The sequence below is a fragment of the SAR86 cluster bacterium genome (genome assembly GCA_023703615.1).
GTDB lineage: Bacteria > Pseudomonadota > Gammaproteobacteria > Magnimaribacterales > D2472 > MED-G85.
The window spans coordinates 376,920-396,096 of record CP097971.1 but is presented as its reverse complement, the minus strand read 5'-3'; the positions used below and the strand labels follow the sequence as shown (position 1 = coordinate 396,096).

General features: G+C 31.2%; 18 protein-coding genes. 1 reads left to right on the top strand and 17 read right to left on the bottom strand.

Annotated features, from left to right (window positions below):
* Nucleotides 1-6 precede the first annotated feature (6 nt).
* The 14 genes from M9C80_02125 to M9C80_02060 all read right to left on the bottom strand — a co-directional run bounded on the left by M9C80_02125 (nt 7) and on the right by M9C80_02060 (nt 14,266).
* Nucleotides 7-642 carry an antitermination protein NusG gene (locus M9C80_02125; protein URQ69974.1) on the bottom strand — a complete coding sequence of 212 codons (636 nt, stop codon included), beginning with the start codon at nt 640-642 and terminating at the stop codon, nt 7-9.
* A gap of 107 nt (nt 643-749) precedes the next feature.
* Nucleotides 750-2,393 carry a chaperonin GroEL gene (gene groL / locus M9C80_02120; protein URQ69973.1) on the bottom strand — a complete coding sequence of 548 codons (1,644 nt, stop codon included), beginning with the start codon at nt 2,391-2,393 and terminating at the stop codon, nt 750-752.
* Nucleotides 2,394-2,420: 27 nt separating this feature from the next.
* Complete coding sequence (locus tag M9C80_02115; protein URQ69972.1) at nt 2,421-2,708, bottom strand: co-chaperone GroES; 288 nt, start codon at nt 2,706-2,708, stop codon at nt 2,421-2,423.
* A gap of 420 nt (nt 2,709-3,128) precedes the next feature.
* Nucleotides 3,129-4,415 carry an MFS transporter gene (locus M9C80_02110; protein ID URQ69971.1) on the bottom strand — a complete coding sequence of 429 codons (1,287 nt, stop codon included), beginning with the start codon at nt 4,413-4,415 and terminating at the stop codon, nt 3,129-3,131.
* A complete protein-coding gene (gene ampD, locus M9C80_02105; protein ID URQ69970.1) occupies nt 4,408-4,947 on the bottom strand; it encodes a 1,6-anhydro-N-acetylmuramyl-L-alanine amidase AmpD in 540 nt (179 codons plus the stop codon). The genes M9C80_02110 and ampD overlap by 8 nt, the downstream gene beginning before the upstream one ends.
* Nucleotides 4,948-5,886, bottom strand: a complete 939-nt coding sequence (gene ispH, locus M9C80_02100; protein ID URQ69969.1) for a 4-hydroxy-3-methylbut-2-enyl diphosphate reductase — start codon at nt 5,884-5,886, stop codon at nt 4,948-4,950.
* Entirely contained in the window at nt 5,883-6,365 is a 483-nt protein-coding gene (gene lspA / locus M9C80_02095) for a signal peptidase II (protein URQ69968.1), read from the bottom strand. Before lspA ends, ispH begins: the two co-directional genes overlap by 4 nt.
* Nucleotides 6,343-9,111 carry an isoleucine--tRNA ligase gene (ileS, locus tag M9C80_02090; GenBank protein ID URQ69967.1) on the bottom strand — a complete coding sequence of 923 codons (2,769 nt, stop codon included), beginning with the start codon at nt 9,109-9,111 and terminating at the stop codon, nt 6,343-6,345. Before ileS ends, lspA begins: the two co-directional genes overlap by 23 nt.
* Nucleotides 9,104-10,063 carry a bifunctional riboflavin kinase/FAD synthetase gene (gene ribF, locus M9C80_02085; GenBank protein URQ69966.1) on the bottom strand — a complete coding sequence of 320 codons (960 nt, stop codon included), beginning with the start codon at nt 10,061-10,063 and terminating at the stop codon, nt 9,104-9,106. Before ribF ends, ileS begins: the two co-directional genes overlap by 8 nt.
* Nucleotide 10,064: 1 nt before the next feature.
* A complete protein-coding gene (murJ, locus tag M9C80_02080; GenBank protein ID URQ69965.1) occupies nt 10,065-11,618 on the bottom strand; it encodes a murein biosynthesis integral membrane protein MurJ in 1,554 nt (517 codons plus the stop codon).
* Nucleotides 11,602-12,006 (bottom strand): peptide-methionine (R)-S-oxide reductase MsrB, encoded by a 405-nt coding sequence (gene msrB / locus M9C80_02075; GenBank protein ID URQ69964.1) that lies wholly within the window; start codon nt 12,004-12,006, stop codon nt 11,602-11,604. The genes murJ and msrB overlap by 17 nt, the downstream gene beginning before the upstream one ends.
* A 73-nt stretch (nt 12,007-12,079) precedes the next feature.
* Nucleotides 12,080-12,457 carry a hypothetical protein gene (locus M9C80_02070; GenBank protein URQ69963.1) on the bottom strand — a complete coding sequence of 126 codons (378 nt, stop codon included), beginning with the start codon at nt 12,455-12,457 and terminating at the stop codon, nt 12,080-12,082.
* A 109-nt stretch (nt 12,458-12,566) separates the two neighbouring features.
* Entirely contained in the window at nt 12,567-13,610 is a 1,044-nt protein-coding gene (locus M9C80_02065) for an erythronate-4-phosphate dehydrogenase (protein URQ69962.1), read from the bottom strand.
* Nucleotides 13,610-14,266: an acyltransferase gene (locus tag M9C80_02060; protein URQ69961.1), complete on the bottom strand. Its 657-nt coding sequence runs from the start codon at nt 14,264-14,266 to the stop codon at nt 13,610-13,612. Before M9C80_02060 ends, M9C80_02065 begins: the two co-directional genes overlap by 1 nt.
* Nucleotides 14,267-14,394: 128 nt before the next feature.
* Between M9C80_02060 and M9C80_02055 the strand changes: the two genes are divergently transcribed.
* Nucleotides 14,395-15,759: an MATE family efflux transporter gene (locus M9C80_02055; GenBank protein ID URQ69960.1), complete on the top strand. Its 1,365-nt coding sequence runs from the start codon at nt 14,395-14,397 to the stop codon at nt 15,757-15,759.
* Here M9C80_02055 and sucD read toward each other — a convergent pair.
* From sucD to lpdA, 3 genes are read right to left on the bottom strand one after another with little or no spacing between them, the layout of a single operon-like run.
* Entirely contained in the window at nt 15,726-16,601 is an 876-nt protein-coding gene (gene sucD, locus M9C80_02050; protein URQ69959.1) for a succinate--CoA ligase subunit alpha, read from the bottom strand. The two genes, M9C80_02055 and sucD, sit on opposite strands and share 34 nt — an antisense overlap.
* Entirely contained in the window at nt 16,598-17,758 is a 1,161-nt protein-coding gene (gene sucC, locus M9C80_02045) for an ADP-forming succinate--CoA ligase subunit beta (protein URQ69958.1), read from the bottom strand. Before sucC ends, sucD begins: the two co-directional genes overlap by 4 nt.
* On the bottom strand, nt 17,755-19,173 hold the full coding sequence (gene lpdA / locus M9C80_02040) for a dihydrolipoyl dehydrogenase (GenBank protein ID URQ69957.1): 1,419 nt from the start codon (nt 19,171-19,173) through the stop codon (nt 17,755-17,757). Before lpdA ends, sucC begins: the two co-directional genes overlap by 4 nt.
* Nucleotides 19,174-19,177: the final 4 nt, after the last annotated feature.

Sequence of the window (19,177 nt, the reverse complement as noted above, 5' to 3'; positions counted from 1 at the left end):
TATATTTTATAAAAAATCAGTTAATACTTTAAAAATAACAGTCAATACAAATGACGATGTAATAACACCTCTTACGCTTGCAATCATTGGAAGCATTTTGCCCCAAATCGCATTTGCTTCAATTAAAAATATGATTGCCAAACCAATAATTAAGCTAGTTGGATTCCAATCATCCAGCACTAAATAAGAACCTGGAGCATGAGCAGAATAAACCATGTACATGAGCATTGGAACAGAAAATAATGTATTTGTTCTTGAAGCAAGTCCTGCTTTTGCTGCAGCAACTGCTACGTCTCCATCTTTCATTCCTAAAACAATTTTTTGATTTCTCCATATAATACCCCATACATTTAACATCATTAATGTTCCCATGGTGATACCAAGAATTATTTCAGTACCAAGTCTTGCTGTTATTTGATGAATTAAAATCAAACCAGTTAAAAAAGTAAAAAAAGCAGCCCATCTAAACCACCACAATGCATTTGGAGCAAGTTTTTTCATGACATCTGCTTTTGCATCTGGATCTGCAACTTTTACATATTCAGTTTGAACAAAATTAAAATAATATAATAAGCCTATCCATGCTATCCCAAAAAGAATATGAAAAGATCTAAAAAATGCTTGGTCGCTTAAAAGTTCCATAGATAATCCTCTAAAATGTGTAGCTATATCTTAAAGTAATTTTTATTTTAAATCTAATAAAAAAACGGGGAAAATTCCCCGTTCTTTTAAATCAATACACAAAGAGATTACATCATTCCACCCATGCCACCCATGCCGCCCATATCTGGCATTGGAGGCATTGGAGTGTCGTCTTTAGGAACATCAGTTACCATAGCTTCAGTGGTAATCATCATACCTGCAACCGAGCCTGCTGCTTGAATTGCAGTCCTGGTTACTTTAGCTGGATCAAGAATACCCATCTCTATCATGTCACCATATTCACCAGTTGATGCGTTGAATCCATAAGAATCCTTACCGTCTTTGACATTTGCTAAAATTACAGAAGACTCTTCACCAGCATTTGATACAATTTGTCTCAGTGGAGCTTCAAAAGCCTTTCTAGCAATGTTGATACCAACATTTTGGTCTTCATTATCGCCAGTAACTTTTTCTACGGCCTCTAAGCATCTTATTAGTGCGGACCCTCCTCCAGGAACAACACCTTCTTCAACTGCTGCTCGAGTAGAATGAAGGGCATCTTCAACTCTTGCTTTCTTTTCTTTCATTTCAACTTCAGAACCAGCACCAACTTTAATGACTGCAACTCCGCCAGCAAGTTTTGCCACTCTTTCTTGCAGTTTCTCTTTATCATAATCTGAGGTTGTTTCCTCAATTTGAGCTCTTATTTGATTAACTCTTGCTGCAATTGACTTTTCATCACCTGCACCGTCTATAATGGTTGCATTATCTTTGTTAAGAGTAACTCTTTTAGATGTTCCCAAGTCTTCAATGGTAGCGCCCTCCAGAGAAAGACCTACTTCTTCAGAGATAACTGTGCCACCTGTCAAAATTGCTATATCTTCAAGCATAGCTTTTCTTCTATCTCCGAAACCAGGAGCTTTACATGCTGCAGCCTTAACGATTCCTCTTAAATTATTAACAACTAAAGTTGCCAATGCCTCGCCTTCAATATCTTCAGCTATTATTAACATTGGTCTACCAGCTTTTGCTACAGCTTCTAAAAGTTGAAGTAGATCTCTAATATTTGATATCTTTTTGTCAAACAAAAGAATCAACGGGTTCTCTAGCTCTACAGTCATGTTGTCTTGATTAGTTATGAAATATGGAGATAGATAGCCTCTATCAAACTGCATGCCTTCAACAACATCAAGCTCGTTTTCAATACCACTTCCTTCTTCAACAGTAATGACTCCTTCTTTGCCAACTTTTTCCATTGCTTCTGCAATAATTTGTCCAACTGCATCATCACCATTTGCTGATATGGTTCCAACTTGTGAAATTGCCTTATCATCAGTACAAGGAACACTTAATGTTTTAACATGCTCAACAGCAGCTAATACAGCTTTGTCAATTCCACGTTTTAGATCCATTGGATTCATACCTGCTGCAACTGCTTTATTACCTTCATTGACAATTGATTGGGCTAACACTGTAGCAGTAGTTGTTCCATCTCCTGCTTCATCATTAGTCTGAGAAGCAACCTGCTTTATCATCTGAGCGCCCATGTTTTCAAATTTATTCTCAAGCTCTATTTCTTTAGCAACTGAAACACCATCTTTAGTAACAGTAGGTGCTCCAAAAGATTTATCCAGTACTACATTTCGCCCTTTTGGACCTAAAGTTACTTTGACTGCGTCTGCAAGTGTATTGACACCATCGAGCATCTGACTTCTTGCGTTATCTCCAAATTTTACATCTTTAGCTGACATTTAATTTCTCCCAATAATTTATAATTTTTATTCTATGACTCCGAAGATGTCACTCTCACTTAAAATGAGAAGCTCTTCACCATCAAGTTTAATTTCATTCCCACCATATTGCCCAAACACAACTGTATCTCCTTCTTTGACATTTAATGGGCTAATTTCGCCTGATTCATTCTTTTTACCCGGACCAACAGAAACAACTGTGCCTTGGGACGGTTTCTCTTTTGCTGATCCAGAAAGAATAATACCTCCAGATGAGGTTTCTTCTTCTTCAGTTCTTTTGACTAAAACTTTGTCATGTAATGGTCTTAATTTCATTTATATCTCCCGTTCAAAAAAATTAATAATGAATTTTATTCTAGTTTGTTTAATTTAAATAGTAGTTAGGGCCTAAAATCAAGAAATCAATACTTTTCAAAAAAAAATTTTAAGTTAAACAATAACGAGCCTGCTACTATTCCGAGAAGATTGCTTAATAAATCAAATATTTCAAATAGTCTGTTTGGATGATAAAAATGAATAATTTCTATGCAGAACCCATAAATAAAAATTAGAAATATTAAAAACAGTCTATTGATGTGAAAATATGATATTAATCCAATGTACGTTAAATAAAAATAAATTAAAAAATGTATTAATTTATCTGAAAAAAAACTCAATTTAGCTAAATTAGAAATTTGGGATGCTGAAAGTATGCTAAAAATAAAAATAAGAAAAAGAGATATAAAAAATATAGCTTTAAATATATTTTTCATTATTTCTCAAAAAGTCTTTATTTAAGTATATTAAATATAAAGGCAAAATTGAAAGCAGTGAAGTGAAAATATAAAAAAACATCCAACCAAAATTTAAGTTAGAAATAGTTTGAAAATAATTTGCTATTAATCCAGAAAAGCCACCAAAAAATTTGCCTGGTAACATCATAAAAGAAGTTAGTAGCGCATATTGAACTGCTGTATATTTTTTAGAAACCAAGCTTGTTAAAAATGTAATATTCACAGTCCCGACTATGCCTGCAGCTATACTATCCAAACTAACAACAATGCTGAGATTTAAAGGTATCTCTAAATTAGCGATATTTAAAAAAACATCTTGAGTTACTGCTACATATGAAAAAAATAAGTTAGTGAACATCACAAGAAATGCTCCGGCTAGTAAAGAGTAATATAGGCCAAAGTTTTTGATTAATATTCCTCCTATAAAAACACCACATATTGAAGCTATTAACGCTACTACTTTAATTACACTTCCAATTTGAGTAAGGGTATAACCCATATCTATGTAAAATGGATTTGCCATTGGGCCCATAACTATGTCAGTAAGTCTGTAAGTTGCAACAACTAATAAAATCATTGAGGCTAGAGTAAGACCGTATCTTTTTGAAAAATCTTTGAGAGGATTTATAAAGGCCTCTGAAAAATTTAATACTTTTAGATCATTATTTGTTTTTTCTTTTTTTGAAAAAATGGCTGCTGCAAGTCCAATTAACATCAAGCTGCTCATTAATAGGTAGGCAAAGGACCAATCATAAACATCTGCAATTATTAAGGCTGCAGATGTTGCCACTAAAATCGCAAGTCTGTATCCAAATTGATAGGCTGCCGCTAAATTTCCTTGATCAGATAAGTTTGCATATTCAATTCTAAATGCATCTATAGCAATATCTTGAATAGAACCAAAAAAAGCGACAAAAAAAGCAATCACTACAAACGCTAATATTTTTTCAGTAGGATTAATTGTTGAAAGAATCAATAATGAAAAAATAATGATGAGTTGTGAGAATATTATCCAACTTTTTCTTTTACCAAATTTGTTCAGAATCGGTATAGAAAATCTATCTATCGCAGGTGCCCATAAAAATTTTAGAGAGTATGTCAAAACAATCCAGGAAAAAAATCCAATAATACTCAAATTTATACCTACATCCCTCAACCATGCTGAAAGAGTAGAAAAAATAAGAATATATGGAAGACCTGATGCGAATCCAAATGAACTAATCACCAGCATTTTTCTTAAATCAAACATTTTTTATATATCTGTTCCAATCAAATTGTTTGCCGGGATCTGATTTTCTATTTGGAGCAATATCTGAATGACCAACTATATTTTTCTTATTCAAAGAATCATAATGTTTTAATAACAGCGATGTAATAGATATCAGAGAAATGTATTGTTTATCTTCATAAGGTTCTTGATCAGTGCCTTGAAGTTCAATTCCAATTGAATAATCATTGCAATTTTCAATACCATTAAAGCAAGAAATACCAGCATGCCAAGCTCTTTTATTAAATGGAACAAACTGAATAATTTTTCCACATCTTTTAATATAAATATGTGATGAAACTTTCATATCTTTAATGTCGTTAAAGCTTTGATTTAAATTAAAATCTAGTTTATTGAGAAAAAAGTCTTCAACGTTTTGATTATCATAACTACCCTCAGGCAAACTTATGCAATGGATAACTATTAAAGTTGGATGAACTAAGTTAGGCCTATCATTGAAATTTGGTGATTTCAAAAAAATGTGATCTTTTAATAGATGGTCTTTTATAAGCATTTATCTTAATTCAGGTGGTAACTTAAAATAAATATCTTCATTATCTTCTCCAAATTCTATAATTTTTGCATCTGTAAATGTTTCTATAGATTTCGCTATTTCTATGACCTTCGATTCTGGTGCAGATGCACCTGCAGTAATAGAGATCTTTAAATAGTTTTTAAGATCATCAAGGTCTAAATCCGAAAATTCATCTATCAAAACAGATTTGCAACCACATTTTTCTGACAATTCTTTTAATCTGTTTGAATTAGAGCTATTACTTGATCCAACAACTATTAGAAAATCAGATTCAAGAGCAAGTTGCTTAACAGCATCTTGTCTATTTTGAGTTGCGTAACAAATATCATCTTTTTTTGGAATATTAATTAACGGGAATCTTGTTTTTAAAATTGCAATAATAGACTTAGTTTCATCAACGCTAAGAGTAGTTTGTGTTACGAGAGCCAAATTATTTGTATTTTTAATTTCTATATTTTTAGCATCTTGTTCATCTTGAACCAAATATATTGAGCTATTATCTTTGTTTATGTGTCTTCCCATTGTACCTTCAACCTCTGGATGGCCTTCATGACCAACTAAAATAATATCTCTATTAGCATTTGCATGTCTTTTCACCTCCATATGAACTTTTGTGACAAGTGGGCAAGTAGCATCAAAAAAATTTAAATTTCTTGCTTTTGTTTCGTCTTCAACAGCACTTGAAACACCGTGTGCGCTAAAAATGACAAGCGAATCATCTGGTATTTCATCAATTTCTTCAACAAAAACTGCACCCCTATCTCTTAAATTATCTACAACAACTTTGTTATGAACAACTTCATGTTTTACATAAACTGGTGCTCCATATTTATCTAGAGCCCTATTTACAATATCAATAGCCCTGTCAACACCAGCACAGAAACCACGAGGATTTGCTAATTTAATCTCTTTAGTCATTTTTTTGCTTTATAAATTAATTCAAAGTATATAATTAAAATAGCTCCAAGAGTTATAAATGCATCCGCGAGATTAAAAATAAAAAAAGAAAAGTTAGCGATCTCTAGATGAAGAAAATCTGTAACTCTACCATCAACTATTCTATCGACAATATTTCCCAGCGCACCAGCAATAATTAATGACAATGCTAATTTAGCAATTTGAACCTTTTCTTGGATAAGCATTCTTATGAGATATGCAAGAATAATAACAGTAATAATTAATAAAATGTTAGAGGCTAAATCTCCATAACCATCAAACAAACCAAATGCAATGCCAGAATTATAAATTAGGAAGAAATCTATAAATGGCAAGAAAGTTGTATAAGATTGTCCAAATGAAATATTATTTTCAGCATAATTTTTTGAAACCAAATCTAATACAAAAAGAACAATGATTAATGTTAGATAATGTAATTTATACAAAGTTTCTTTGCTCACCTTCATTATCTATATTTTTAATGCATCTATTACATAATTCAGGATGTTTATTAGAAGATCCAACTGATGAACATCTATGCCAACATCTAACACATTTTGTGTTTTTTGAAAAATTGACTTTGATTTTAAAACTTTTTCCTTCGTTAACTATTGCTTCTGAAGAAATAAATAAAAAGTGAAGTTCCTCGCCTAACTTTTTTAGAACATTTAGATCATTTGAATTAGCTTGAATAGTAACTACCGAATCAAGTGATCCTTTAATTTTATTATCATTTCTCATTTCTTCTATTGATTGATTGACAGCATCTTTAACTTCAAAAATTCTTTTCCATTCAGATTGATTGATATTTGATTCAAAATTTATTTCAGAAATATCAAAATTTGAGAGAAAAACAGAATCTTCCTGACTATTCAATCTGTTACTTGATTGCCATATTTCTTCTGCCGTATAAGAAAGGATAGGAGCAATTAACCTAACCAATACATTCAAAATTAAATCAAGGCTTGTTTGACATGATCTTCTTGCCAAAGAATCATTTTTGCAGGTATAGAGCCTATCTTTGACTATATCAAGATATATTCCTCCTAATTCGTTAACACAAAAGTTATGTATTTTTTGAATTGCCTTATGATAAGAGTAGGATTCATATAAACTTGTGACTTCTTTTTGCAGGATTTTTGTTTCATTAATAATCCATTTATCTAATTCAATTTGATTTTCAAATTTAACTTTATTTTTATCACTAAAATCACTTAAATTACCTAATATATATCTGAATGTATTCCTAATACGTCTGTATTGATCCGAGGTTCTTTTTAATATTTCATCAGATGCCACCATTTCACTTCTAAAATCAGTTGAAGCAACCCAAAGCCTTAAAATGTCTGCTCCTAAGTTATCCCACACTTTCTGAGGTGAGACAACATTTCCAAGTGATTTTGATTGTTTTCTTCCTTGTTCGTCCACAACAAATCCATGTGTCAGAACTGTTTTATACGGCGCAGAGTCTTTCATGGCTATACTTGTTAATAATGAAGATTGGAACCATCCCCTATGTTGATCTGAGCCTTCTAAGTAAAGATCTGCAACGACATTACTACCAAATCTTTCTGTGGAAACTGCATAGTGTGTTACTCCAGAATCAAACCAAACATCAAGAGAATCAGAAGTTTTAACATATTCTTCATGATCATCAATATAATCTTTCAAATTCAATTTATCCCAAGCTGAAATTCCTTCTTTTTCGATAACTTGTGCAAATTTTTCAAATAGGTCGTTTTGATTGGGATGGATTTCTCCAGTATCTTTATGAACAACTAAAGTTATTGGGACACCCCAATTTCTTTGTCTAGAGATACACCAATCTGGTCTATCAATAAGCATGGATTCAATTCTTTGAAGACCCCATGAGGGTTCCCAATTAACACTTTTGATATGTTTTAGGGCATCATTGATGAGATTATTTTTTTTCATTGAAATAAACCACTGAGGCGTTGATGTAAAAATTAGAGGTGTTTTGCGTCTCCAACAGTGAGGATAAGAATGATGATAATCTTCTATATTAATGAGTGCATTGTGCTCTTGTAATTTTTCAATAATAAGCGGATCTGCTTTCATAGCAGGAAGTCCTGCAATAAAATCCAATTCATCTTTAAAAAAGGCTTTATTATTTAAAGAATGAATAGTATCAATACTATTTTTCTTACATATTAAATAATCATCCATACCATGAGCCGGAGCAGTATGAACACAACCTGTTCCTGTTTCAGTTGTAACATGATTTGCATGCAAAAGAACTGATTTTCTATCTAAAAATGGATGAATAAGATCAATATCACGTAATTTTTTACCATGTATTGTCGATATAACATCGAATTTTTGGTTCCATCTTTTGGAACATTGATCAATCATCTCAAATGCAATTACATAAAATTTATCATTCATTTTAATAAGTGAGTATTTGTATTTAGGATTGATACATACTGCTACATTTGAGGGTATTGTCCATGGTGTTGTGGTCCAAATAACGAACGATATTTCAGCTGAATCTTCAGCATTAAATAAATCTTTTACATTTTTTAAAGATGAAGCATCAACTTTAAATGCGACATCAATTGCTTTAGATGTTTTATCAATATATTCAACTTCTGCCTCTGCTAGGGATGATCCACTTTCATGGCACCAATGAACGGGTTTTTCACCTTTTTCTAGGTAACCTTTTTTATAGATAATACCCAAAGACCTAACGATGTCTGCTTCAAATTTTGGATCTAATGATTTGTATGAATGCTCCCAATCACCAAGCACGCCCAGTCTTTTAAAATCATTTAATTGTTTTTTTATTTGGCTTTCAGCATATTCTTTACATGCTTTTTGAAAGCTCTCTTTATTTTTTACAAGTTCGCTATTTTTTCCATGTTTTTTTTCAACATTAAGCTCAATTGGAAGACCATGACAATCCCAACCAGGCACATATGGAGCGTTAAAACCTTGAAGGGTTTTAAATTTGACAGTAATATCCTTTAGGATTTTGTTTACTGAATGCCCTAAATGTATATCTCCATTTGCGTATGGTGGGCCATCATGTAATAAAAATAATTTGTTATCTTTATATTTATTTCTTATTTTGTTGTAAAGATCGTTATTTGACCAAAAGTTTAACATCTCTGGTTCTTTTTTAGGCAATCCTGCTTTCATTGAGAATTCAGTCTCTGGAAGATTTAATGTATCTCTGTAATTAGTCATTAGAAGAGTCTAAAATATTTTTTGCTTTTGATATATCCTTTTGGATCTGTAATTTTAACATGTCTAAATTATCAAATTTCTTTTCATCTCTTATTTTTTTAATAAATTTGACGGTAAGCCTTTTTGAGTAAATATTTTGATTAAAATCAAATAAATGCACTTCTAGAACTGGCTTTTCACCACCGACAGTTGGCCTAACACCCATATTTGCAATACCCTTATGTTTTGTATTATTTAACATACATTTAACTGCGTATACACCCTCAATTGGCAGTCTTTGGTTTGGTAGCCATATATTTGCAGTTGGGGCCTCAATAGTTCTTCCAAGATGTTGACCGTGCACTACTTTACCTGAAAAAGTATAAGGTCTGCCTAAAAGTTTTGCTGCAAGTTCAAAATTATTATCTAAAAGTTCATTTCTTATTCTTGAGCTGCTTACTCGTTCATTCCCATAAAAAATAGTTTCTGTATTTTCTACAAACACTCCATTTTTTTTCCCCCAGACTTTTAAGAGATCCGTGTCGCCTTTCCTATCGGCACCAAACCTAAAGTCATCACCAACTGTAAAGCTCTTAAGATTTATTGATTCTAATATTTGAGATATAAATTCTTGAGGTAACATTGTTCTTAAATCATTATTGAATTTTAAAAAACACGCAAAATCTATTCCGCTATTTTTGAGAAGTTTTACTTTTTCTCGCCATGGACATATTCGCGGTGGAGGATTTTGGTTCTTGCTTGCTATTTTTGAAAAATATTCTGCAGCATGCGGCTCAGTAAAGAAAACAATTGTTTTTGAATTATATTTTTTTGCATTATTTTGAATTTTTTTCAAAATTGCTTGATGGCCTAAATGTAATCCATCAAAATTTCCAATTGTTCCGCATAAAGGAATTTCAGGATATCTTAATTTAAAAAGTTTTAGATTATGCTGTCCTCTTATTAAATACATTTTAATCAAATAAAAATCTTATTGGCTTTTTTAATATTAATCTTGAAATAGCAAAATAAATAATAATTGAAACTATAACTTTAATTAAAAGAAATACTATTCTTTCAGACTGCGATATCTCAATAAAATTTATTTTGGATGTACAGAAATATAAAAAAACAATTACAAATAAACTTGAAATTACTATGTTTAAGTTAAATTTATTAAATATATTTTTAATTTTGATAAACCCATCTCTATATAAAACTATTTCTAAAATGCAAACACTAACAATTGCTGCTATTGAGCTTCCAACTGCAATTCCAACGTGCCCATAATTTAAAATAAATGCTAAATAATAGTTTAAAACTGCATTTATAATTAAAGATATTAATGCGACATACATGGGTGTCTTAGTATCTTTTCTTGCAAAAAAAGCAGGTGTTAATACTTTCATTAACATAAAGAATGGTAAGCCAAATGAGAGCGCCATAAGACTATATGATGAATTAATAACATCTGATGCTGTAAAGGCACCTCTATAAAAAATAGTACTAATCAAATCCTCTGAACAAAAAAATAAACCTATTAATGATGGAACACCTATAAATAAAACAAATCTTTGTCCTTTTTGAATGCTTAAAATAAATTGTTCTCTTTCAAAATTTAAATCATATTTTGAAAGTGTTGGTAGAAGTATTGTACCAATTGCAATAGCAAAGATACCCATCGGAAATTGAACCAATCTATCGGATACATAAAGCCATGTTGGGCTTCCTGTTTCTAAGAAAGATGCGAAAATTGTATCGATAAGTAAGTTGATTTGAATTATTCCACCAGCAAGAATAGCAGGGAAAATAAGCCTAAAAAATTTATTTAATCCAGGATTGTTTATGTTTAGTTTTGGAATTGGGAGTCTATTTATTCTCCATAGAGGTAGAATTTGGATAAGAAGTTGAAGTACCCCTGATAACAAAACTCCCCACGCAAGAACATACACTGGCATCTCAAACATTGGGGCAACCAATATGGCAGCAATAATAAGACATATATTAAAAACTACTGGGGTAAATGCAGGAATAGAAAATTTTTTATGGGTATTTTGTATGCCTCCTGCAAACGCCACAAGAGAAATTAAAGCTAAATAAGGAAACATTATTCTTAAAACATTAATAGATATATCTTTCTTCATTGGATCTAAGTAAAAACCGGGAGCAAAAATAAAGATAAAAACGGGTGCAAAAATTAAGACTAATATAGTGAAGATAAATAAAGAACTTATTAAAATTCCTGCAAGAGAATTTAAAAACTCATCTGTAGCATCTTTTTGATTCTCTTTTTCAAAATCACTATATATTGGAATAAAAGCTTGATTGAATGCACCTTCGGCAAAAAATCGCCTAAACAAATTTGGAATTTTTAAAACAACTACAAAAATATCATGGAAAATAGAGGCACCAAGTAAGTTGGTTGTAGCAATATCTCTTACAAGTCCGAAAATTCTAGATAAACCTGTAAGCCCTATGACTTTTTTTAAAGCATTATAGAAAACGAAAGGTTTATTTTTTTTCGTCATAATTTTTAAAGTCCAAAGAAGCTGAATTTATACAATATCTTAAGCCTGTTGGATTTGGGCCATCATTAAAGACATGGCCTAAATGTGCATCACATTTTGAACATTTTACTTCTGTTCTTACCATGCCAAAAGAAGAGTCAACATGCTCATCAATTACTTGATTGCTTGAAGGCACAAAAAAGCTAGGCCAACCACATCCTGAATCAAATTTTGCTTTAGATAAAAATAATTCTTGGCCACAACAAACACATCTATAAATACCTTCTTTATCAAAATTCCAGTATTTTCCTGTAAATGGTTTTTCAGTCCCTGATTTTCTTGTTACTCGAAAAGATTCTTCATTTAAGAAAGTTCGCCATTCTTCTTCAGATTTATATATCTTTGACATATTACAATTGTAATAAACAACAATCCATATAGGTAGATTTATATTAAATAATAGAAAAATGAAAAAATTTAATTTATGGATTCAATACTGATTTTGTGTAATCAAGAAAATCATTTAACAATATATTTGAGGGCTGATATATCCTTCTTCTTTTATCATGACTCGATTGCGTTTCAGTAATAAAACCAAGTTGAACCGCGCTTTTAAGAACTTGCAATCTTTTTATACGTGAAGCATATTTTTTTGGAACTAGAGAAATAGCATATTCTTGAGATATTTCATTGTTTTCAAAATATTCCAACATAAAACATATTAAAAAATAGAACCTATAGGTATCAGACTGAAAGAAACTTAGTGAGTCTGGATTGTTTGGGTTCTCAATAGTCTGAGATAAAATATTTTTAATAAATAATTTAGCACTAATTATATCTTCGTTTTTAATAATATTCATAAACTTTGGCGCTATACATATCTATATATAAAGCAAAATCTATGCCAATGTGTATAAATTATATATATATATTGAGTAAAGAAGGTTTCTATATATAAAAAAAGATATTTTAAAGAATATATTCTTGCCTTTCTTTGTGTTGCGATCTGATTAAATTAAAAGTTTTTTTCTTTATTCTATGATTACTGCCTATTAGCTTTTTTTTAAAAGAAGATGATTCTTTTTCTACATCATATAATGTATCAATTTGTTCTATTGATGAAATAATTTTAGATTCTTCAAAGTTTATTAAGCTGATGATTTTTTTTTCATACTCATTCGTTTTATTAATGTCAATTTTCAAAAAGCGCATTAATTCAAATATTAATTTTAATGTGCCATTCAATTTACCTCTCATGCTGTGACCAGCCACATGAGGAGTTGATATGATACTTCTGTTTAAAATATCAATTGAGGGCTCCGGTTCATTTACCCAAACATCTGATAAATATATTAAGTTGCTATCAATGATATCTTTTTCTTTAGCAATCTCTCCTCTTGAGGTATTAATAATTATTGAAGGCTTCATTTTAGAAATGAATTCTTTATTAATCATCTTATATGTAGCATGTAAATGATTCATTGTTAATGGAACATGAAAAGTAAGTAACTTACATTTAATTAAATCTTTATATTCAGCTGAATGCTCATTGGTGATGTATGGATCAAATACTTTGACACTTATTTTAAATTTATTGAGTGCAAGTCTCACTAAATTGCCTATATTTCCACAGCCAATTATTCCAATACTGTCATTTCTTCTCAAGTATTTTTCTTTAAATAAAAAATTTATACAACTTAATACATAATTCATCACAGATATTGAATTACAGCCTGGAGAATAAAACCAATTAATGCCTTTACTTTCAAGGTAATTTGTATCTAAGTGATCAATACCAGAAGTTGCAGAACCAACCAACTTTATTTTTGATTCTTTTAAAAGATTTTCTGAAATGTTTGTTGTTGATCTTACAAACAATACATCAGCATTTTTTATTTTTTTATTATTGATCTCTTTGTCTTCTACATAATTAAATTCTATATCACTAAATTCTTCTACTATTGAAGTTATTTCTTTAAATTTTTTAATGTCTTTATCAACAACAACTATCATTAATTGTTTTTATTTGGAAATAATAAGCTTTTTATCCATCCAAAGAGCGAGTTGTCTCCAAGAGAGAATTTATCTAGAGCATCAAAGTCATTCGCAAGCTTAATAGGATCCTTAAAAAAATCTTTTCTTGAAGTAAAGTTTTTAATATCTAGATCTTTAACTTTTTTTGCAGGATTGCCAGCAAATACCGTATTTGGAGGAACATCTTTTGTAACAACAGAACCCGCGCCAATGATGCTATTTTTACCTATTTTTACTCCCTTACATACAATTGCAGTATCTCCTATCCACACATTATCCTCAAAAATTACTGGTTTGGTTTTGCCTACCGGCTTAGATCTATCATATATGCCATGCCAATCAGCATCAGATATATATGCACCATGTGCTATCATGCATGAATCTCCAATATGGATTTTTTCTGCAGCCATAATTCGAACACCAGGCGTGATTAAACAATACTTTCCTATTTTAATTTCGCCTTTATGATCTGATATATTCCATGAAGTAAATTGTATATTTGCATCCTTTGCACCAATCAATGTTGGATAATCATCAATGAATACGTTATTACCAAATACTTTTATATGTCTAGGTTTAAAAAAAGCACCCCCCTTTCCTAGATACAAAAATTGAGGTTCAAGAAAATGTCTCACATATATTTTTACAAATTTTTGAGAAATCTTTTTTAACCAATATGGTCTATTGTCTTTTCTAATAATAATCTCCTTAACTTTATATTTTAATATGATAAAGTACCGAAAAATTATTATTGGCCATTTAATTGAAAAAATATTTAAAAGAATTTAAGAAATTAACAGTAATTGGTTTTCCAATTTTTGGATCCCAAATGTCATATTTATTAATGGGAACTGCCGATACAATAATAGCTGGAAGAGCTAGTGCTAATGATTTAGCCGGATTAGCAATTGGTACTGCATTTGCAAATACAATTTGGATGTTTATTACTGGTGTGATTTTTTCAGTAACTCCTATAGTAGCTCAGCTTTATGGAGCAAAAAAATTTATATTAATTGGAAAAAAATTAAGAGAAATTTTATGGATTTCATTTTTTCTAGGTATTTTAATGGCATTTATATTTTTTAACATGGATATAATTTTAAAATTACTTCCGATAAAGAATTCAATTACTCAAATATCAATAGATTACCTTAAAGCGATTTCAATAGGAGTAGCCTGTATAACAATTTTTACTTGTCTGAGATGTTATAGCGAAGGAATGACATTAACTAAACCTATATTTTATATTGCATTTACAGGTATGCTTTTGAATATTCCCTTGGATCTAATATTTGTTTATGGATGGTTAGGCGCACCAGAGCTTGGTGGTGTTGGATGCGGAATTGCAACTTCGATTGTTTCAGTAATTATGATGTTGGTATTGCTCATTTACATTTTTAAATCTAAACATTATCAAAAAACAAAGCCTTTTCAATCATTTAATTTTCCATCAATTGAAACCACTAAAGAGGTTTTTAGATTAGGTTTACCAATAGGCTTTGGTATTTTTATTGAATTAAGTCTTTTTTCCGGAGCAGCAATTATATTAGGAAGCCTTGGAGAGATAGTCGTGGCAAGTCATGCAATAGCAATAAATATTGCTAGCTTGTTCTTTATGACTTACCTTTCTGTAGGTTTGGCATCTGCAACAAGAGTTGGTAATTTAATTGGAGAAGAAGATTTCTACCAAGCCAAAATAGCTTCATTATCAACAGTATATATGTGCATCATTGGTGCATTTATTAACACTTTTATCATCATTATATTTAGAGGTTATATAGTAAGTGTTTATACTTCGGAATTTTTAGTGATCGAGCTGGCTATAAGTTTATTAATTATCGCAGCGTTATTTCAACTTCCAGATGGAATACAAATAGCAGCATTGGGAAGTTTAAGAGGTTTTAAAGATACATTTATACCTATGATTCTTATTTTGATATCTTATTGGTTCGTTGCATTGCCAATTGGTTATTATCTAACAAATTATGGATTCGGTAATCCAAAAGGTGCATATGGTATGTGGTATGGGATGACAATAGGTTTGTGTGTTTGCTCTATTTTAGCTATATATAGGTTAAATAATATTATTAAAAATTATTTATCTAAAAGAACACTTGCAACTTTTTGACCAATATTAACTAAATTGTCCGCAATATGGACACCACATTCTTCTAATTTAATAATTTTATCTTTTGCAGTACCTTTACCGCCAGCAATTATCGCTCCAGCATGGCCCATTCTTTTTCCAGCTGGTGCTGTCTGACCTGCTATATATGATATGACTGGTTTAGTGATATTATCCTTTATAAATTCTGCGGCTAACTCTTCTGCATTGCCGCCTATTTCACCTACCATAACTATTGCTTCTGTTTCAGAATCATTTTCAAAAAGCTTCAAAATATCTATAAAAGATGAGCCAGGTATTGGATCACCACCAATTCCAACGCAGCTGCTTTGACCAAAACCCAAGTCAGTAGTTTGTTTTACAGCCTCATAAGTTAAAGTACCTGATCTTGAGATAATTCCAATAGAGCCAGGCTTGTGTATATTTCCTGGCATTATACCTAGTTTAGCCTGTCCAGGTGTTATCACTCCTGGACAATTTGGACCAATTAATCTGACTCCTAGCTCATCTACTCGATTTTTTACTTCTAGCATATCTAATGTTGGTACACCTTCAGTTATACATATAATTAACTTAATACCTGACTCAGCAGCTTCAAGAATTGATGATTTACAAAACTGTGCGGGCACAAAAATTATTGATGCATTTGGTTCTACCTTTTTACATGCTTCTGCCACTGAATTGAATACTGGTTTATTTAAATGAGATTGCCCGCCTTTGCCAGGAGTAACTCCCCCAACAATATTAGTTCCATATTCTAACGATTGTTCTGAATGGAGTGTTCCTTGAGAGCCAGTAAAGCCCTGAACTATTAGTCTTGTGTTTTTATCAACTAATATGCTCATTTTGATAACTCAACTGCCTTTTGGGCTGCTTCTGATAAATTGTTGAGACTCTCAATTTTAACATTTGAATCTGATAAAATTTTCGATCCTTCATTTGAATTGTTGCCTTCAAGCCTAACAACTATTGGAACTTTAACTTCTATTTCATTTACAGCAGCAATTATTCCTTCAGCTATAAGGTCGCATCTAACTATTCCACCAAAAATATTAACAAGTACAACCTTTACATTAGGATCTTTTAAAATAATTTTAAATGCTTTGGAAACTCTTTCTTGCGTTGCTGTTCCGCCAACATCTAAAAAATTTGCTGGATTACCGCCAAAAAATTTAATCGTATCCATTGTGCCCATTGCTAAACCAGCTCCATTTACCATACATCCAATATTTCCATCTAAAGAAACATAACTTAAGTCATGTTTTGCTGCTTCAGCTTCACTAGGATCATCTTGTGATTGGTCATGCATCTCAAGAAGATCTGGTTGTCTAAACAACGCATTAGAATCTATATTTAATTTTGCATCTAAACAATGCAATTCATCCTTATCATTTATTACTAATGGATTGATTTCTAAAAGACTTAAATCTTTTTCAATAAACAAGTTTGTTAGATTTTTAATCATTTCAATGAATTGTTTAATCTGTTTACCATTAAGGTTTAAAACATTGGCAATTTTTATTGCCTTATTAGTTATATTATTATCATCGATATCAAAACCTACATATATTATTTTTTCAGGATGATTTTTTGCAACACTTTCAATATCTACTCCTCCTTCACTTGATCCTATGACAACAATCTTTTGAGATTCTCTATCAATTACCATACTAAGATAAAGTTCTTTTGTAATGTTTGTACACTTCTCAATTAAAATTGAATTAACAGGCTGGCCATTTTTATCAGTTTGATAAGTGACTAATCTTTGTCCTAGCCATTTTTCAGCAAATTTGGTGGCTGATTCAGGGCTATCTATAAGCTCAACGCCTCCAGATTTTCCTCTTCCGCCTGCATGAACCTGTGCTTTTATAACCCATTTTGTACCTCCAATCTCATTGCAAGCATTTGCAGCTTCGTCTGCATTTGATATGACTTTTCCTTTTGAAACAGGTAAATTATATTGTGCAAATAAAAACTTTCCTTGATATTCGTGAAGGTTCACTTAACTTTATTCCACATGTGAATAGCTTGGTTATTTGATGATAAAGCTGCTTCATGTAATGCTTCTGAAACTGTTGGATGACTAAACATTGTTAAACCAATATCTTCAGAGCTTGCACCAAATTCCATAGATATAAGTGCTTGTTGCACTAATTCAGCTGCAGCAGGACCTATTACATGAACTCCTAAAATTGTATCTGTTTTTGAATCAGAAATAACCTTTACAAATCCTGAAGATTGATCGACCGCAAGAGCTCTTCCACTTGCAGAAAATGGAAATTTTCCTACTTTAAAATTTATCCCTTCTTCTCTTAACTCTTTTTCATTCTTTCCAACCCATGCAATTTCTGGATGAGTATAAATAACAGATGGCACAAGTGAATAATTGACTGCAAAATGATTTTTTGCAATTCTTTCGGCTACCATAATACCCTCTTCACTTCCTTTGTGGGCTAACATTGGTCCGCGCACAACGTCACCTACTGCCCATATGCTTGGTATTTTTGTTTGACAAAAGTTGTCAACTTCGATGAAACCATTATTTAAATTAAGATTTATATCTTTGTTAATAACATCTTTTAAATTTGGTTTTCTGCCGACTGCAACTATTAATTTATCAAATTCTAATTCATGCTCTTTATTATTTGTGTGATATTTAATTTTTACAGAATTTTTTAAATCTTTTGCATTAATTAGTTTAGAGCTTAGTTTGAAATCAAGGCCTTGTTTTTTAAATTCCTTAAAAGATTCTTTTGCTATTTCATGATCAGTCATTGGCAAAAACTCATCAAGTGCTTCAATTACAGTAACTTTTGCACCTAATCTTGACCAAACACTTCCTAATTCAAGACCTATTATGCCAGCGCCAATAATACCTAATTTTTTAGGAACATCACTAAAAGAAAGTGCGCCTGTACTATCAACAATATTTTTGCTAAATTTTGCTGATTGAATTTCAATTGGGATTGAGCCTGTAGCAATGATGATATTTTTAGCTTCAATTTGTGTTATTGATCCATCAGGTTTAGTTACCTCGACAAGAACATCAGATAAAACTTTACCTCTTCCAACAATTGATTCAACCTTATTTGCAGTAAATAAAGCTTTTACTCCTGATGTTAATTTCTTTACGATCTTATCTTTTCTGTTCATCATTGTTTCAATGTCTAATGATAAATTTTCAAGATTTATGCCATGAGACCCTAAATTATTTTTTGCTTCGTAATATCTATGAGAGGAATCTAAAAGTGTTTTAGATGGTATGCATCCAACATTTAAGCATGTGCCTCCTAAATTTGCACTGCCATCTGTATCTGTCAATTCTTCTACACATGCAGTTTTTAGGCCTAATTGAGACGCTCTTATTGCAGCCACATAACCTGCTGGTCCACTTCCAATTACAATAACATCGAACACCTAA

Bases quoted from the DNA above. Each gene is read 5' to 3' on its own strand.
- M9C80_02125 (URQ69974.1), bottom strand. From the start codon at position 642: ATGGAACTTTTAAGCGACCAAGCATTTTTTAGATCTTTTCATATTCTT.
- groL (URQ69973.1), bottom strand. From the start codon at position 2,393: ATGTCAGCTAAAGATGTAAAATTTGGAGATAACGCAAGAAGTCAGATG.
- M9C80_02115 (URQ69972.1), bottom strand. From the start codon at position 2,708: ATGAAATTAAGACCATTACATGACAAAGTTTTAGTCAAAAGAACTGAA.
- M9C80_02110 (URQ69971.1), bottom strand. From the start codon at position 4,415: ATGTTTGATTTAAGAAAAATGCTGGTGATTAGTTCATTTGGATTCGCA.
- ampD (URQ69970.1), bottom strand. From the start codon at position 4,947: ATGCTTATAAAAGACCATCTATTAAAAGATCACATTTTTTTGAAATCA.
- ispH (URQ69969.1), bottom strand. From the start codon at position 5,886: ATGACTAAAGAGATTAAATTAGCAAATCCTCGTGGTTTCTGTGCTGGT.
- ileS (URQ69967.1), bottom strand. From the start codon at position 9,111: ATGACTAATTACAGAGATACATTAAATCTTCCAGAGACTGAATTCTCA.
- ribF (URQ69966.1), bottom strand. From the start codon at position 10,063: ATGTATTTAATAAGAGGACAGCATAATCTAAAACTTTTTAAATTAAGA.
- murJ (URQ69965.1), bottom strand. From the start codon at position 11,618: ATGACGAAAAAAAATAAACCTTTCGTTTTCTATAATGCTTTAAAAAAA.
- msrB (URQ69964.1), bottom strand. From the start codon at position 12,006: ATGTCAAAGATATATAAATCTGAAGAAGAATGGCGAACTTTCTTAAAT.
- M9C80_02070 (URQ69963.1), bottom strand. From the start codon at position 12,457: ATGAATATTATTAAAAACGAAGATATAATTAGTGCTAAATTATTTATT.
- M9C80_02065 (URQ69962.1), bottom strand. From the start codon at position 13,610: ATGATAGTTGTTGTTGATAAAGACATTAAAAAATTTAAAGAAATAACT.
- sucD (URQ69959.1), bottom strand. From the start codon at position 16,601: ATGAGCATATTAGTTGATAAAAACACAAGACTAATAGTTCAGGGCTTT.